The organism is Pseudomonas sp. G11, from assembly GCF_029457515.1.
Classification (GTDB): Bacteria; Pseudomonadota; Gammaproteobacteria; order Pseudomonadales; family Pseudomonadaceae; genus Aquipseudomonas; species Aquipseudomonas gorinensis.
Map to the genome: position 1 here is coordinate 3135931 of NZ_CP120377.1, position 13570 is coordinate 3149500.

The 13570-nt window shown below is 61.1% G+C and carries 15 protein-coding genes; 4 read left to right on the top strand and 11 right to left on the bottom strand.

The window, feature by feature from the left end; all coding sequences use genetic code 11:
• Nucleotide 1: 1 nt before the first annotated feature.
• On the bottom strand, nt 2–394 hold the full coding sequence (gene tusD / locus P2T68_RS14525; protein WP_041160966.1) for a sulfurtransferase complex subunit TusD: 393 nt from the start codon (nt 392–394) through the stop codon (nt 2–4).
• A gap of 157 nt (nt 395–551) precedes the next feature.
• On the opposite strand from tusD, the gene P2T68_RS14530 reads away from it, so the two are divergent.
• Nucleotides 552–1727 carry a CaiB/BaiF CoA-transferase family protein gene (locus P2T68_RS14530; RefSeq protein ID WP_024076149.1) on the top strand — a complete coding sequence of 392 codons (1176 nt, stop codon included), beginning with the start codon at nt 552–554 and terminating at the stop codon, nt 1725–1727.
• A 174-nt stretch (nt 1728–1901) separates the two neighbouring features.
• Here P2T68_RS14530 and P2T68_RS14535 read toward each other — a convergent pair whose 3' ends face one another.
• From P2T68_RS14535 to P2T68_RS14545, 3 genes are all read right to left on the bottom strand, one after another.
• The gene (locus tag P2T68_RS14535) at nt 1902–3152 is read right to left on the bottom strand and encodes an IS256 family transposase (protein ID WP_102625793.1); all 1251 of its coding nucleotides are present in this window, start codon (nt 3150–3152) and stop codon (nt 1902–1904) included.
• Between the two features lie 61 nt (nt 3153–3213).
• Nucleotides 3214–3708, bottom strand: a complete 495-nt coding sequence (locus P2T68_RS14540; RefSeq protein WP_041161247.1) for a SprT family zinc-dependent metalloprotease — start codon at nt 3706–3708, stop codon at nt 3214–3216.
• 127 nt (nt 3709–3835) lie between these two features.
• Nucleotides 3836–4438 carry a Yip1 family protein gene (locus tag P2T68_RS14545; RefSeq protein WP_024076147.1) on the bottom strand — a complete coding sequence of 201 codons (603 nt, stop codon included), beginning with the start codon at nt 4436–4438 and terminating at the stop codon, nt 3836–3838.
• A gap of 301 nt (nt 4439–4739) precedes the next feature.
• On the opposite strand from P2T68_RS14545, the gene ttcA reads away from it, so the two are divergent.
• Both ttcA and P2T68_RS14555 read left to right on the top strand, forming a co-directional pair.
• Nucleotides 4740–5564: a tRNA 2-thiocytidine(32) synthetase TtcA gene (gene ttcA, locus P2T68_RS14550; protein ID WP_150054751.1), complete on the top strand. Its 825-nt coding sequence runs from the start codon at nt 4740–4742 to the stop codon at nt 5562–5564.
• A gap of 67 nt (nt 5565–5631) precedes the next feature.
• Entirely contained in the window at nt 5632–6303 is a 672-nt protein-coding gene (locus P2T68_RS14555) for a DNA-3-methyladenine glycosylase I (RefSeq protein WP_102625108.1), read from the top strand.
• A 352-nt stretch (nt 6304–6655) separates the two neighbouring features.
• Here P2T68_RS14555 and P2T68_RS14560 read toward each other — a convergent pair whose 3' ends face one another.
• From P2T68_RS14560 to arsC, 3 genes are read right to left on the bottom strand one after another with little or no spacing between them, the layout of a single operon-like run.
• Entirely contained in the window at nt 6656–7060 is a 405-nt protein-coding gene (locus P2T68_RS14560; protein ID WP_024076144.1) for a DUF2069 domain-containing protein, read from the bottom strand.
• Complete coding sequence (gene wrbA / locus P2T68_RS14565; protein ID WP_024076143.1) at nt 7044–7658, bottom strand: NAD(P)H:quinone oxidoreductase; 615 nt, start codon at nt 7656–7658, stop codon at nt 7044–7046. Before wrbA ends, P2T68_RS14560 begins: the two co-directional genes overlap by 17 nt.
• Nucleotides 7655–8008 carry an arsenate reductase (glutaredoxin) gene (gene arsC / locus P2T68_RS14570; protein ID WP_024076142.1) on the bottom strand — a complete coding sequence of 118 codons (354 nt, stop codon included), beginning with the start codon at nt 8006–8008 and terminating at the stop codon, nt 7655–7657. The genes wrbA and arsC overlap by 4 nt, the downstream gene beginning before the upstream one ends.
• Before the next feature lie 115 nt (nt 8009–8123).
• On the opposite strand from arsC, the gene P2T68_RS14575 reads away from it, so the two are divergent.
• Nucleotides 8124–8585 carry a TlpA disulfide reductase family protein gene (locus P2T68_RS14575; protein ID WP_024076141.1) on the top strand — a complete coding sequence of 154 codons (462 nt, stop codon included), beginning with the start codon at nt 8124–8126 and terminating at the stop codon, nt 8583–8585.
• 240 nt (nt 8586–8825) lie between these two features.
• On the opposite strand, the gene P2T68_RS14580 is transcribed toward P2T68_RS14575, so the two are convergent.
• The 4 genes from P2T68_RS14580 to P2T68_RS14595 all read right to left on the bottom strand — a co-directional run bounded on the left by P2T68_RS14580 (nt 8826) and on the right by P2T68_RS14595 (nt 13508).
• Entirely contained in the window at nt 8826–9230 is a 405-nt protein-coding gene (locus tag P2T68_RS14580) for an META domain-containing protein (RefSeq protein ID WP_277379509.1), read from the bottom strand.
• Entirely contained in the window at nt 9227–9667 is a 441-nt protein-coding gene (locus tag P2T68_RS14585; RefSeq protein ID WP_024076139.1) for a hypothetical protein, read from the bottom strand. Before P2T68_RS14585 ends, P2T68_RS14580 begins: the two co-directional genes overlap by 4 nt.
• A gap of 71 nt (nt 9668–9738) precedes the next feature.
• Entirely contained in the window at nt 9739–10728 is a 990-nt protein-coding gene (locus P2T68_RS14590) for a 2-hydroxyacid dehydrogenase (protein ID WP_024076138.1), read from the bottom strand.
• A 26-nt stretch (nt 10729–10754) separates the two neighbouring features.
• Nucleotides 10755–13508 (bottom strand): response regulator, encoded by a 2754-nt coding sequence (locus tag P2T68_RS14595; RefSeq protein ID WP_024076137.1) that lies wholly within the window; start codon nt 13506–13508, stop codon nt 10755–10757.
• Nucleotides 13509–13570 lie beyond the last annotated feature (62 nt).

Sequence of the window (13570 nt, forward strand, 5' to 3'; positions counted from 1 at the left end):
GTCACGGTCCTCCAAAACAGATCAGGCGGTCGGCCGCCTGGGCGGCGTCATGCAATTGGCCCAGGCCGGACAATGCCCATGGCGCTTCCAGGTTGACCGCGCTGCGTTGATAGCGCGTGGCTTCTTCGTGATTGAGCACGCCACGGCGCAACGCCGCGGCGATGCAGACGACGCCGTCGAGCTGGTGCGCGCTGACCAGCTCACGCCATTGGCGGGCAATATCCTGCTCGTCCTGGGGCGTGACGATGGCATTGGAAGCGCTGTACACGCCATCCTGGTAAAAAAACAGGCGCACAATCTCATGCCCACCGGCCAATGCGGCCTTGGCGAACAACAAGGCGCGGCGCGAGGAGGGCGCGTGGGCGGCGGAAAACAGTGCAATCGCGAACTTCATGGAACACTCTGCAAGCAAACGTGGGCCAATGATAAAGCCGCCGACGCGAAAAAGCCCGCCATGATCAAAACGGTCACTGTCGCTGATCGTTCTGACGATTGCCGGTCGGCGCAAGGCTGCCTAGTCTGTGGGCATTCGAAACCCAGCAGGAGTCTCCATGTCAGGTCCCTTGGCGTCCCTCAAAGTCCTGGATTTTTCCACCTTGCTACCCGGCCCGTTTGCCTCGTTGATGCTCGCCGACATGGGCGCCGACGTACTGCGCATCGAGTCGCCCACGCGCATGGACCTGTTACGGGTATTGCCGCCCCATGACCAGGGGACGTCGGCAAGCCATGCCTACCTCAACCGCAATAAGCGCAGCCTTGCCTTGGACCTCAAGCAGGCAGAGGCGCTGGAGATTGTGCGCGAGCTGGTCAAGGGCTACGACATTGTGCTTGAGCAATTTCGTCCCGGGGTGATGGAACGCCTGGGCTTGGGTTATGACGCATTGAAGGCGATCAATCCGCGGCTGATTTATGTGTCGATTACCGGCTACGGCCAGACCGGCCCCTATAAGGACCGCGCCGGGCACGATATCAATTACCTGGCACTGGCCGGCGTGGCCAGTTACACCGGGCGTCGGGACAGCGGGCCATTGCCGTTGGGCATACAGTTGGCGGATGTCGGCGGCGGGTCGTTGCATGCGGTGGTGGGCCTGCTCGCTGCTGTGATCGCTCGACAGCAAAGCGGCGTGGGCCAGTATCTGGACGTGAGCATGACCGATTGTTCGTTCAGCCTGAATGCCATGGCAGGCGCTGGCTACCTGGCCTGCGGGGTGGAGCCGGAATGGGAAAGCCATGTGCTTAATGGCGGTAGTTTCTACGATTACTACCGGTCGCGGGATGGGCGCTGGATGTCAGTGGGCAGCCTGGAGCCGGCTTTTATGCAGCGGTTGTGTGAAGCGTTGGGGCGCCCGGAGTTGGCTGCGCAGGGTTTGAAGCCAGAGCAGCAGCCGGCGCTTAAGCAGGCCTTGCAGGTGGAGTTCGAGAAGCGCAGTTTCGAGGAGTTGTGCGAGCTGTTTGCCGGGGTGGATGCCTGCGTTGAACCGGTGCTGACGCTCAGCGAAGCCGTGGCCCATCCGCAGTTAAAGGCGCGGGCGCTGGTCAGCCAGGTGCCCAGGGGGGATGGCTCGAGCCAGGCCCAGATTGCCTGCCCGTTGAGGTTTTCGGAAGGGTTGCCCGCGCCCCGGCACATTGGCGCCGCCGTGGGCGCGCACAGTGATGAAGTGTTGGCGGAGCTGGGTTTCAGTGCCCAGCGCATAGCCGATTTGCGGCGGAGCAAGGTTGTGGGGTGACTTCACCGGCGCTATCGGTGGGCAAGCCCCCTCCCACATTTGACCGCGCTGTCATGTCGATCAACTGTGGGCGTCGGTTTTGCCCGCGATGAGGCCCTGGCAGGCACCGCAACCGGGACTGTCAGATATTTTGTGTGCGGGCCGGTAATGGCCTGCCGTCAGGCAGGCCATGCTTTACCAGGTTGGCCTGATAAATCGATCTCCGTACAGAATCGCAAATTGATTCATCGCACTTTTCCAGTCATGTGCCGCGGAGCCCCAGTTTGCGGTGATATTGCGCAGTCCAAGCCAGATCAGTTTTGTCGCCGCATCGTCGGTCGGGAAGTGACCTCGGGTCTTGATGATCTTGCGCAACTGAGCGTTGATGCTCTCAATGGCGTTGGTCGTGTAGATCACTTTTCGAATCGCCGGCGGGAACACGAAAAATGGGATCACACGATCCCAAGCGCGGCGCCAGGCAGCCACTACCGTCGGATACTGCTTGCCCCATGGCCCGCTTTCAAACGCATCCAGTGCCTGCTCGGCCGCTTCGGCGGTCACCGCCTGATAGATCGGTTTGAGCGCCTTGGCCAGTTCGCGACGCTTGTCCCAGGCCGCGTAATCAAGACTGTTGCGGATCAGATGAACAATGCATGTTTGCAGTGTCGTGTCTGGAAATACGGCGTTGAGAGCCTCTGGCATGCCTTTCAGTCCATCGGTCACAGCAATCAACACGTCTTCGACGCCGCGTGTCTTGAGGTCGTTGAAAACTTTCATCCAGAACTTGGCGCCCTCGGTATTTTCTATCCAGATGCCGAGAATATCGCGTGTTCCGTCAGGCAAAACGCCCAGGGCCAAGTAAATCGCCTTGTTGCGAACCAGCCCCTCTTCGCGAATTTTGACCCGTAGAGCATCGAAGAAAATAACCGGATACATCGGCTCCAAAGGCCGCTGTTGCCATGCACCGATCTCTGCCATGACCTCGTCGGTTACAGAGCTGATGAAGTCGGGAGAAACGTCAGTACCGTACTGCTCGGAAAGAAACGCTCGGATCTCTCTGACCGTCATTCCACGGGCATACATGGCGATGATCTTGTCGTCGAAACCGGTGTAGCGGCGTTCGTGCTTGGGGATCAAAATGGGCGAAAAACTGCCGTCCCGGTCGCGAGGAATATCCAGTCGGAGCGGGCCGTCGCCGGTTAGAACCGTCTTGCCGCTTTTGCCGTTGCGCTGATTGGTTTCATCCTCTGGGCGCTGCGCGCCCGGCGGATAGCCCAAGTGATGCCCGAGCTCAGCACTCAGGGCTCGCTCGATCAAAGCCTTCTTGAACGCCGCAGACGCGTCCTCGATGGCTTCAGCGGTCATCGGTCCATCGGTGAATTGCTCGAGCAGCTCTTTCGGGATTTTCGGCAGCTCTCGCAACGCAGGTTTCTTTTTGGTTGGCATACATGCACCTCTTACTCATGTTATGCCCGAACACAAAATTTCTGACACCCCCCCGCAACCTTCACTCGACGCGGGTTTCCCCGGTAAACACCAAGGTCTGTCGGCAGCGCCGGCACAGGTAACGCCGCCCCTGCCGCACCAGCCCATGGCGCTGTGGCGAAAATGGGAAGTCGCTGTCGGCACACGGGCAACGATAGATGTAACGGGTCACCTGGCGGCGCTTGATTGCATAGGTGTGGCAGCGGTCCGGCGGTAGTTCATAGACGCCGCGCATGATCAACTGCCATTCCTCGCCATGGGGCTGGATGCGTTCACCAAACAATTGGTGGGCGATCAGGTGCGCGACTTCATGCGCCACGGTTTGCTTCAGGAAGTGTTGGCTGTTTTCTCGGTACAACTGTGGGTTGAAGCGCAGCAGGTTCTCATGCAAATGCGCGACACCGGCTTTCTGGCCCCGCAGCTTGAGGCTGACCTGGGGGCGTTTGAAGCTTCGTTTGAAAAAGGATTCGGCTAGCAGGAAACAATCTTCGACGCGGGTATTGAGTTGCTCGGGCATGCTGTACATATCTCCAGAGGTGCCCAGTATGCCGCAAAGCTGGGTGTTTCCGAATCTGTCAGGCGCCGAATGGTCATGCATGACGCACAAAGCCACCTTGCGGTGGCCTTGCCTGCGGTGTGAATACTCAGTTGGTGTAGATCGGGCCCACGCCCAGGCCCCAGACAATCACGGTAAACGCCATGATCGCGACCAGCACCACCAGGCCCACGGCCAGTACCGAGCTGGAAAACAGGAAGCCTTCATCGGGGTCGATGTTCATAAAAGTCGGCAGCCCTACGTACAGCAGGTACACCGTGTAGCAAATGGCTGCCGTTCCGACCACCATGCCGAGCCACATATGCGGATAGAGCGCCGCGAGCCCGCCGATAAACAGCGGTGTCGCCGTGTAGGTGGCAAAGGCGACACAACGCGCCATGCTGGGGCTGGCGTCGTAGGTGCGCGCCATCCAGTGAATGAAGGCGCCCATGACCGCTACGCCGCCGAGCATGGCCAGGTACGACATGATGGTCATCCACAGCGCGCTTTCCTGGGTCAGCATGACCGGGGAGCGGTTGCCGATGACCCAGCCCACCTGGGTAGTACCGATAAAGGCAGACACGGCGGGGATCGCCGCGAGAATCAAGGTATGAGTGAGGTACATGTGGCCGATGCTTTCTTCTTTATCGCCACGAATTTCCCGCCATTCCTGGTCGGGATGGGTAAAAAGCCCCACGACGTGATGGATCATGCCAGTCACTCCTGTCGTTATTACCATCGCCCCCCATTGGAGCGCCCACGGGCCAGATGGCCTGAAAGGTCTGGATATGTGTGCGACCTCAAGTCGCAGTATAGGAAGTGATGACCGGAAAAACCGTAGGGCTTTAGAGCAAATTGCGCTGTAAACAGTGGGGTTAATCGCGGCGCGGTCTGTAGTCGGCCATGCAGCCAAGTGTGGGAGAGGGCTTGCTCCCTCCTACATTGGAACTTGGCCAACCTTATCGGTAAAATACCCGGCTTTTCGTCACATACCTCCAGCGGATCCAAGCGCCATGGGCACTCTTACGGTCAACCAGAACAAACTGCAAAAACGCCTGCGTCGCCTGGCCGGTGAAGCGGTCGCCGATTTCAACATGATCGAGGACGGCGACAAGGTCATGGTCTGCCTCTCCGGCGGCAAAGACAGCTACACCATGCTCGACGTGCTGCTGCACCTGCAAAAGGTCGCGCCGATCAAGTTCGAGATCGTCGCCGTCAATATGGACCAGAAGCAACCGGGCTTCCCCGAGCACGTACTGCCGGCGTACTTGAAAGAGCTGGGCATCGAGTACCACATCGTCGAGAAAGACACTTACTCGGTAGTCAAGGAACTCATCCCCGAAGGCAAGACCACCTGCTCGCTGTGCTCGCGCCTGCGCCGTGGCACGCTTTATACCTTTGCCGACGAAATCGGCGCGACCAAGATGGCCCTGGGTCATCACCGCGATGACATCGTCGAAACCTTCTTCCTCAATATGTTCTTCAACGGCTCCCTCAAGGCCATGCCGCCCAAGCTGCGCGCCGATGATGGGCGCAACGTGGTGATCCGCCCGCTGGCCTATTGCAACGAGAAGGACATCCAGGCCTATTCGGATTTCAAGCAATTCCCGATCATCCCGTGCAACTTGTGCGGCTCCCAGGAAAACCTGCAGCGCCAGGTGGTCAAGGAGATGCTTCAGGAGTGGGAGCGCAAGACGCCGGGCCGCACCGAGAGTATCTTCCGCAGCCTGCAGAACGTGATCCCGTCACAGTTGGCCGACCGCAACCTGTTTGACTTCACCAGCCTGCGTATCGACGAGACCGCCGCTTCGCGCTTCGTCAACGTAGTGAACCTCTGACGCTTTTCAACGCTCTGAACGACGGCGCTCACGGGCGCCGTTTTCATTTCAATTTCCAGGAGAGGGCATGCGCGATTACAAGTGGCTGCACGAATACTGTCTGAATCGCTTCGGTTCGGCGGCCGAGTTGGAGGCGCACCTGCCAGTGCCCAAGACCCCGGCGCAATTGCGCAGGATCAGTGATGATCGCTACCTGTCGACCCTGGCGCTTCGTGTATTCCGTGCCGGGCTCAAGCACAGTGTGGTGGACGCCAAATGGCCGGCGTTCGAGCAGGTATTCTTCGGTTTTGACCCGGAAAAAGTCGTGCTGATGGGCGCTGAGCACCTCGAGCGCCTGATGCAGGACACCCGTATCATCCGCCACCTGGGCAAGCTCAAGAGTGTGCCGCGCAATGCGCAGATGATCCTGGATATCGAGCAGGAGAAAGGCAGCTTCGGTGCGTTTATCGCCGATTGGCCGGTGACCGATATCGTCGGCTTGTGGAAGTACCTGAGCAAGCACGGCCATCAGTTGGGTGGGCTGTCGGCACCGCGCTTCCTGCGCATGGTGGGCAAGGACACGTTTGTGCCGAGTGATGACGTGGTCGCCGCATTGAATGCGCAGAAGATTGTCGACAAGGCGCCGACCAGCCTGCGCGACTTGGCGACGGTGCAGGGCGCGTTCAACCAGTGGCATGCCGAGAGTGGGCGGCCAATGTGCCAGTTGTCGATGATGTTGGCGTACACCGTCAACCATTGAGCCGGTTTTTTAATGTGGCGAGTCCGCTTGTTGTGGCGAGCGGGCTTGCCCCGCGTTGGGCTGCGAAGCGGCCCTAAGACCGGCTAATTGGTTCTGCCTGAAAGAATGCGGCGCCTGGGTCAGGGCTGCTTCGCAGCCCAACGCGGGGCAAGCCCTAATACCGTTCAGTTAAGCGTACATCGCCTTCTGTAGGAGCGAGCTTGCTCGCGAAAAACGTCAACGATAACGCGTGTTTCCTGAATCAACGCGGCGCCTGTGAGTTTTTCGCGAGCAAGCTCGCTCCTACAAAAAAGCCTTAACTGAACGGCATTAGGGCAAGCCCGCTCGCCACCACAAGCCCGCTTGCCCCGCGTTACTCGGCCAGCCGGCGATTCAGTTGGTGCCGCCAACGCACATACAGCAGCGCCGTACAAAACAGCGCCAGGCTCGCCAGCATTTCCAGAACGCCGAACCACTGGCGGTTCGGGTCATACGCCGCCAGCGCGCCCTTGATGAAATACAAATTCACCACAAAGCACATCCACGAATGCCCGCGAGCGCTGCCGATGAGCATTCCCGGCGCCAGTACCAGCAGCGGCACCAGTTCGATCAGCAGGATCACCCATGGGCGTGCGCCATGCAGGTCGGCCACGAACAGGTAGTAAATGCACAGCAACCCCACCAACCCGAAAAACGCCAACAGGCTCAGGGCGCGCGCGACCTTGACCCGCGGTTCGAGCCACGCCTGTGGGGGCAGGACCTTAGGCTTCCTGGCCACGGCCGTTCTCCAACAGTGCCGCGGTTTTTGCCAGGCGCAGGCCAAGGGCCTTGCACAGCGCAATTTCATGGGGGTCGAGCAGGCGCTTGCCGTCGGGCCCGGCGTGGTGGCTGGCGCCATAAGGCGTACCGCCGCCCTGGGTGTCGAGCAGTGCCTGTTCGCTGTAAGGCAGGCCGGTGATCAGCATGCCGTGGTGCAGCAGCGGTAGCAGCATCGACATCAGCGTGGTCTCCTGGCCGCCGTGCAGGCTGGCGGTGGAGGTGAATACACCCGCCGGCTTGCCGACCAGGGCGCCGGTGAGCCACAGGTTGCTGGTGCTGTCGATAAAGTATTTCAACGGTGCGGCCATGTTGCCGAAGCGTGTCGGGCTGCCCAGCGCCAGGCCCGAGCAGTGCTTGAGGTCATCCAGGCTCGCATAGAGTGCGCCTTCATCGGGAATGCTCGGCGCCACGGCTTCGCATTCGGTGGAGATGGCTGGCACGGTGCGCAAGCGCGCTTCCAGTCCGCCCAACTCTATGCCTCGGGCAATATGCCGGGCCATTTCGCTGACCGAGCCATTGCGGCTGTAATACAACACCAGCACATACGGCGCCGTCACGGCAGGATCTCCAGCACGTTCTCTGGCGGGCGGCCGATGATGGCCTTGTCGGCGGTTTCCAGGATCGGGCGCTCCATCAACTTTGGATGCGCGGCAATGGCGGCGATCAACTGGGCTTCAGTCAGGCTGGCATCCGCCAGGTTCAGGGCCTTGTATTCATCTTCGCCGGTGCGCAGCAATTGACGTGCGCTGACGCCCAGCTTGGCCAGCAGGGCCTTCAATTGTGTGGCGTCCAGCGGGGTTTCGAGGTAGCGCACGACGGTGGGGGCAAGGCCGCGCGCTTCGAGCAGTTCGAGCGCACCGCGGGATTTCGAGCAGCGCGGGTTGTGATAAAGCGTCAGATCTGTCATGTGCGGGTCGCATCTTGCGTAAGGTGGCGGGTATTCTACCTGCGCTGCGGCCCGTCCTTAAACCGTAAGAGGCGATAGGTCGCAGTGAACGTTCATTTTTGCGAAGGATTACCCCATGACAAGGCGACTGATCGGTGCATTGGCGATCATCACAACCCTGCTGCTCAGCGGCTGCGGCAATGACTATGGCGTTGACCAGTACGGCCAGAAGGTTGCGGCCGAGCGCCTGGACAAGCAATGGTTGGTGGTCAATTACTGGGCGGAATGGTGTGGCCCTTGCCGTACTGAAATTCCGGAGCTCAACGCCTTGTCAGAACAATTGAAAGGGCAGAACGTCGGCGTGTTCGGGGTCAATTTCGACAATGTGCAGGGTGCGGAACTGAAGGAAGCCAGTGACAAGCTGGGCATCAAGTTCACGGTGCTGGCGCAGAACCCGGATGGGATCTTCGATATTCCGCGCAGCGAGGCGTTGCCGGTGACGTACATCATCGATGACAAGGGCAAGGTGCGTGAGCAGTTGATGGGCGAGCAGACGGCGGAAGGGGTGCTCGCCAAACTTAAGGCCCTGCGCGGTTAAAGCAACACTTCAAAATGTGGAAGGGGGCAAGCCCGAACGCCAGTCAGTTAAGCCTACATCGCCTTCTGTAGGAGCGAGCTTGCTCGCGAAAAACGTCAACGATAACGCGTGTTTCCTGAATGAACGCGGCGTTTGTGAGTTTTTCGCGAGCAAGCTCGCTCCTACAAAAAGCCTTAACTGACTGGCGTTCGGGCTTGCCCCCTCCCACATTTGGATCCCATCAATCCATAGATTGGGGGTTCAACCCTCTTCGAGCCACAGGCGAATGGGCTTGCCTTCGGCCGGCCAGAAGCGGGTCTGTTCGATCGGCGAGATATCCCAGCGCTCGACGCCTTGCAGGGCCTGGAAGAAGCGGTGTTCCTGCTCCATCAATGCCTCGGCGCAGAGTTTGCGGGTGCTGCCGAGCTTGCCGAAGCTGAGCTTGTCGCCCTTGACGGTGTACGGCGCGAACCAATGGTTGCAGCCGCCGTTGCCATAGGCACGGCCGTCAGATCCCAGGGTGACGGTGAGGTGGGCGTAATCCATCAGCGGCCGCTCGCCAATCCATTCCACCACGTAGCTGTGATCCTGCTTGAGCTTGGCCGTGTCGCCGGCGCAGCCTGTCAATGCCGTACCGAGGACGGCGAGCAGAAGCGGGCCTTTCATTGCGCAGCCTGCTGGCATTTCGGGCAGCGGTGTTTGTCGCCTTCGTGGGTCCAGCCTAACTCGGCAATGCGCGCGTTGGCGGCCGGCTGCAGCGGCTCCTTGGTCAGTTTGGTTTCCACCGCGAATTCAAACTCCAGCACAGCGTCGCAGCTGTCGCAGTTGACCTTCCAGGTGTGAATCTCCAGCTCGCCGAATTTCGGCCCCTGGGCCATGGCAACCCATTGGCCCGCCGGGCGGATGGAGTAGCGCGCATCACCTTCGACGGTGAGGCGCATCGACAGGGTTTTACTGCCGCGCAGGGTGACGATCAGTACGTCGCCATGCTTGATCGAGCCCCCGTTGCCGGTGACCTGGTAACGGCCCGGCACCAAGGCGCGGCATTCGATCAGGGTGTGTTGCGGGCTCAGCAAGCTGAAGCGGAAATCGTGTTCGGCCATGGATCCTCCAAATAGGCGCGGCATCCTATCACGGGTGCCGCTCGATCATGAGCCGGGTATGTGACCGCTGATCATCCCTCGACCAGGTTTTGTGCCCGGCCGTCGGCCCATGCCGCGATATTGGCCAGGGTGGTGCCGGCGATCGCCGCCAGCGCTTCACGGGTGAGGAAGGCCTGGTGCGCGGTGATGATTACATTGGGGAAGGTCAGCAGGCGGGCGAGGACGTCGTCCTGCAAGGGCAGGTCCGAGCGGTCCTCGAAAAACAGTTGGGCTTCTTCCTCGTACACGTCCAGCCCCAGATAGCCGAGTTGGCCCTCCTTGAGCGCTTCGATCAGCGCCGGGGTGTCCACCAGGCCGCCTCGTCCGGTATTGATCAGCATCGCACCGGGTTGCATCTGCGCCAGGGAACGGGCGTTGATCAGGTGTTTGCTGTCGGCTGTCAGCGGGCAATGCAGGCTGATGATCTGCGCCTGGGCCAGCAGCTCGGGCAGGCTCACATAGCGAGCGCCAAGAGCCAGGACGTGCGGGTTAGGGAAGGGGTCGTAGGCCAGCAGTGTGCAGCCGAAACCGGCCATGATTTTGGCGAACGTCGCGCCGATCTGCCCGGTGCCGACCACGCCCACCGTCTTGCCCACCAGATCGAAGCCCGTCAGGCCGTGCAGGCTGAAATCGCCGTCGCGGGTGCGGTTGTAAGCGCGGTGCAGGCGGCGGTTGAGGGCAAGGATCAATGCCACGGCGTGTTCGGCCACGGCGTGAGGCGAGTAGGCGGGGACGCGCACGATGGTCAGCCCCAGGCGTTTGGCGGCGGCCAGGTCGACATGGTTATAGCCGGCCGAACGCAGGGCGATCAGGCGCGTGCCGCCGCGGGCCAAATGTTCCAGCACCGGGGCGCTGAGATCGTCGTTGATGAAGGCGCAGACCACTTCGTGGTGTTCGGCCAGGGCGACGGTGTCGAGGTTGAGGCGGGCCGGCTGGAATTGCAGTTCCAGGCCCGCGGGCAAGGGCTCACCGAGAAAACTGTCGCGGTCGTAGGCCTGGCTGCTGAAAAGGATGATGCGCATTGAATAGCTCCCTGCATTAAGGTGGATCAGACACTGACCCGCGCTTCACTGGCCAGTCGTGCAATGGCCATGTCCAGTTCGTCCAGCGCGGCCACGGCCTTGGCATCGTCCTGCTTGAGCAGGGTTTCGGCACGTTGGCAGGCAGCACGCAGTTGCGGCACGCCGCAGTAGCGCGTGGCGCCATGCAGGCGGTGGACGCGCTCGATCAAGGCATGGTTGTCGTTGGCCTCGCGGGCAACGGTGATGGCCAGGCGGTCGGCTTCCAGGGATGCCAGCAGCATCGCGAGCATGTCCGCCGCCAAGTCAGTCTTGCCGGCGGCCAGGCGCAAGCCTTCCTCGTGATCGAGCACCAGCAGTTGCACGCCGGGCCCCAGATTGTCGGACGAGCGCTCCGGCCCCTGGTTGCGCAGGGCCAGGCCGGTCCACTTCAACACCACCTGGGCCAGTTGCCGCTCGCTGATCGGCTTGGTCAGGTAGTCGTCCATACCGCTTTGCAGCAGGGCGCGTTTTTCATTGGCCATGGCGTGGGCCGTGAGGGCCACCACCGGCAGGGGCGTGCCATTGCGCTCGCTTTCCCATTGGCGAATCGCCTCGGTGCTCTGGCGACCATCCATGCCCGGCATTTGGACGTCCATCAATACCAGGTCGAAGGTTTCCTGCTTGACCGCTTCGATGGCCGCGTAACCGCTTTCTACCGCCTGGACCTTGGCACCCATGTCTTCCAGCAGGGTTTGCACCAGCAACAGGTTGGCCGGATTGTCGTCCACGCATAACACACGAGGTGCGCGGCTGGACAACGGCTCGCCCGGCTCGCTACGCGATGGGCGCGGGCTGATCAGGTCGGCCAGCGCGCGGCGCAGCTTGCGCGTACAGGCCGGCTTGGCCTGCAACTGGCTGTTAGGGTTGGGCACCGACTGGTTGAATAGCATTTGCTCGGTGGTCGGGCACAGCACCAGGACTTTGCAGCCCAGATGTTCAAGGTCCCACAGGTGCTGGTTGAGACGCTCGGGCGGAATGTCATTGGCGGTGACGCCGAGCACGGCGAGGTCGATCGCCTGTTCGGTCTGGTGGGCGCTGGTGATGCCGTTGGTCAAGCTTTCCAGGGTATTGAACGGGGTGACTTCCAGGCCGCAGTCTTCCAATTGATGTTGCAGGGCCTGGCGCGCCAGTTCGTGGTTTTCCAGGACCGCCACGCGATGGCCGAGCAACGGCGCACAGGGCAGGTCTTCGACGTCATCGCGGGTCTTGGGCAGGTTCAGGCTGATCCAGAACTCCGAGCCTTCGCCCGGTGTGCTGTCGACGCCGATTTCACCGCCCATCTGCTCGATCAGGCGCTTGGAGATCACCAGGCCCAGGCCGGTGCCGCCGGGCTGGCGCGACAGTGAGTTGTCCGCCTGGCTGAACGCCTGGAACAGTGCGCGCACATCCTGGTTGGACAAGCCAATACCGGTGTCCTGCACGCTGATGCGCAGTTGTACGCTGTCTTCCTGTTCGTCCTCGATCATCGCGCGGGCAACGATGGTGCCTTCACGGGTGAACTTGATCGCATTGCTGATCAGGTTGGTCAGGATCTGCTTGAGACGCAGCGGGTCGCCGACCAGCGCCAGCGGGGTGTCGCGGTACACCAGGCTCACCAATTCCAACTGCTTGGCATGGGCGGCAGGGGCGAGGATGGTCAGGGTGTCTTGCAGCAGGTCGCGCAGGTTGAAGGGCACGCTGTCGAGGACCAGCTTGCCGGCCTCGATTTTCGAGAAGTCGAGGATTTCGTTGATGATGCCCAACAGGTTGTCGGCAGATTTTTCGATGGTGCCCAGGTAGTCCAACTGGCGTGGGGTCAGTTCGCTTTTTTGCAGCAGGTGGGTGAAACCGAGGATGCCGTTGAGCGGGGTACGGATTTCATGGCTCATATTGGCCAGGAACTCCGACTTGATACGGCTGGCCTCCAGGGCTTCCTTGCGTGCCAGGTCCAGCTCGATGTTCTGGATCTCGATGGTTTCCAGGTTTTGGCGCACGTCTTCGGTCGCCTGGTCGATGCTGTGCTGCAATTCTTCCTGGGCGTTCTGCAGGGTCTCGGCCATGCGGTTGATGCCTGAGGCGAGCTGGTCCAGCTCCTGGCTGCCCAGCGGCGGCAGGCGCGTTTCCAGGTTGCCGTCCTTGAGCTGGGCGACGGCTTGCTTGATCTGGCCAATCGGCGAGTTGATGGTACGACTGATACGCAGCGCCAGGGCGGCAGTGCAGATCAAGCCGATAGCGATCAACAGCAGGCTGGCGAACAGGCTGCGATAGCCACGCAGCAACATGCCGTTGTGGGACAGTTCCACCTCGACCCAGCCCAGCAGGCGGTCGGATTCATCGGGGATCAGGTCGCCCGCCAGGTTGCGATGACGGCCAAACACCGGCAGCAGATAGCGGGTGGCGTCGTTGCCGGTGCGCTGCAACAGGTGGGAACTGTTGCCGGTCGGCGGCTGGTTGAGCATGGTCGGGCCGGCGTGGGCCATGGACACGCGATCCGGCGCTAAGAAGGACACGGCGCGTACGTCGGGCTGTTCCAGGGATTGGGTGGCGATGCGTTCCAGCAGGTCGGTGTTCTTGTTGCTCAGGGCCGGCGCGACCAGCGGTGCCAACTGTTCGGCGATCATTTCGCCGCGTTGCAGTAATTGGGTTTGCAGCTCAGAAAGTTGCATCCAGGTGAAATAGCCCCCCAGCAACAAGGCCATCAGGCTGGTCGGTAACAAGGTCAGCAACAGTACGCGGCCTTTTATCCCCATTCTTCTAAGCACGCCACTCTCCTGCTTCCACACTGAAATCAATTGTCCCGCGCGGGCATCCGGCCCGCGCCACG

What these genes read in the sequence shown, in the direction of transcription:
- tusD (WP_041160966.1), bottom strand. Translation starts at nt 394, where the DNA reads ATGAAGTTCGCGATTGCACTGTTTTCCGCCGCCCACGCGCCCTCCTCG.
- P2T68_RS14530 (WP_024076149.1), top strand. Translation starts at nt 552, where the DNA reads ATGTCAGGTCCCTTGGCGTCCCTCAAAGTCCTGGATTTTTCCACCTTG.
- P2T68_RS14535 (WP_102625793.1), bottom strand. Translation starts at nt 3,152, where the DNA reads ATGCCAACCAAAAAGAAACCTGCGTTGCGAGAGCTGCCGAAAATCCCG.
- P2T68_RS14540 (WP_041161247.1), bottom strand. Translation starts at nt 3,708, where the DNA reads ATGCCCGAGCAACTCAATACCCGCGTCGAAGATTGTTTCCTGCTAGCC.
- P2T68_RS14545 (WP_024076147.1), bottom strand. Translation starts at nt 4,438, where the DNA reads ATGATCCATCACGTCGTGGGGCTTTTTACCCATCCCGACCAGGAATGG.
- ttcA (WP_150054751.1), top strand. Translation starts at nt 4,740, where the DNA reads ATGGGCACTCTTACGGTCAACCAGAACAAACTGCAAAAACGCCTGCGT.
- P2T68_RS14555 (WP_102625108.1), top strand. Translation starts at nt 5,632, where the DNA reads ATGCGCGATTACAAGTGGCTGCACGAATACTGTCTGAATCGCTTCGGT.
- arsC (WP_024076142.1), bottom strand. Translation starts at nt 8,008, where the DNA reads ATGACAGATCTGACGCTTTATCACAACCCGCGCTGCTCGAAATCCCGC.
- P2T68_RS14575 (WP_024076141.1), top strand. Translation starts at nt 8,124, where the DNA reads ATGACAAGGCGACTGATCGGTGCATTGGCGATCATCACAACCCTGCTG.
- P2T68_RS14580 (WP_277379509.1), bottom strand. Translation starts at nt 9,230, where the DNA reads ATGAAAGGCCCGCTTCTGCTCGCCGTCCTCGGTACGGCATTGACAGGC.
- P2T68_RS14585 (WP_024076139.1), bottom strand. Translation starts at nt 9,667, where the DNA reads ATGGCCGAACACGATTTCCGCTTCAGCTTGCTGAGCCCGCAACACACC.
- P2T68_RS14590 (WP_024076138.1), bottom strand. Translation starts at nt 10,728, where the DNA reads ATGCGCATCATCCTTTTCAGCAGCCAGGCCTACGACCGCGACAGTTTT.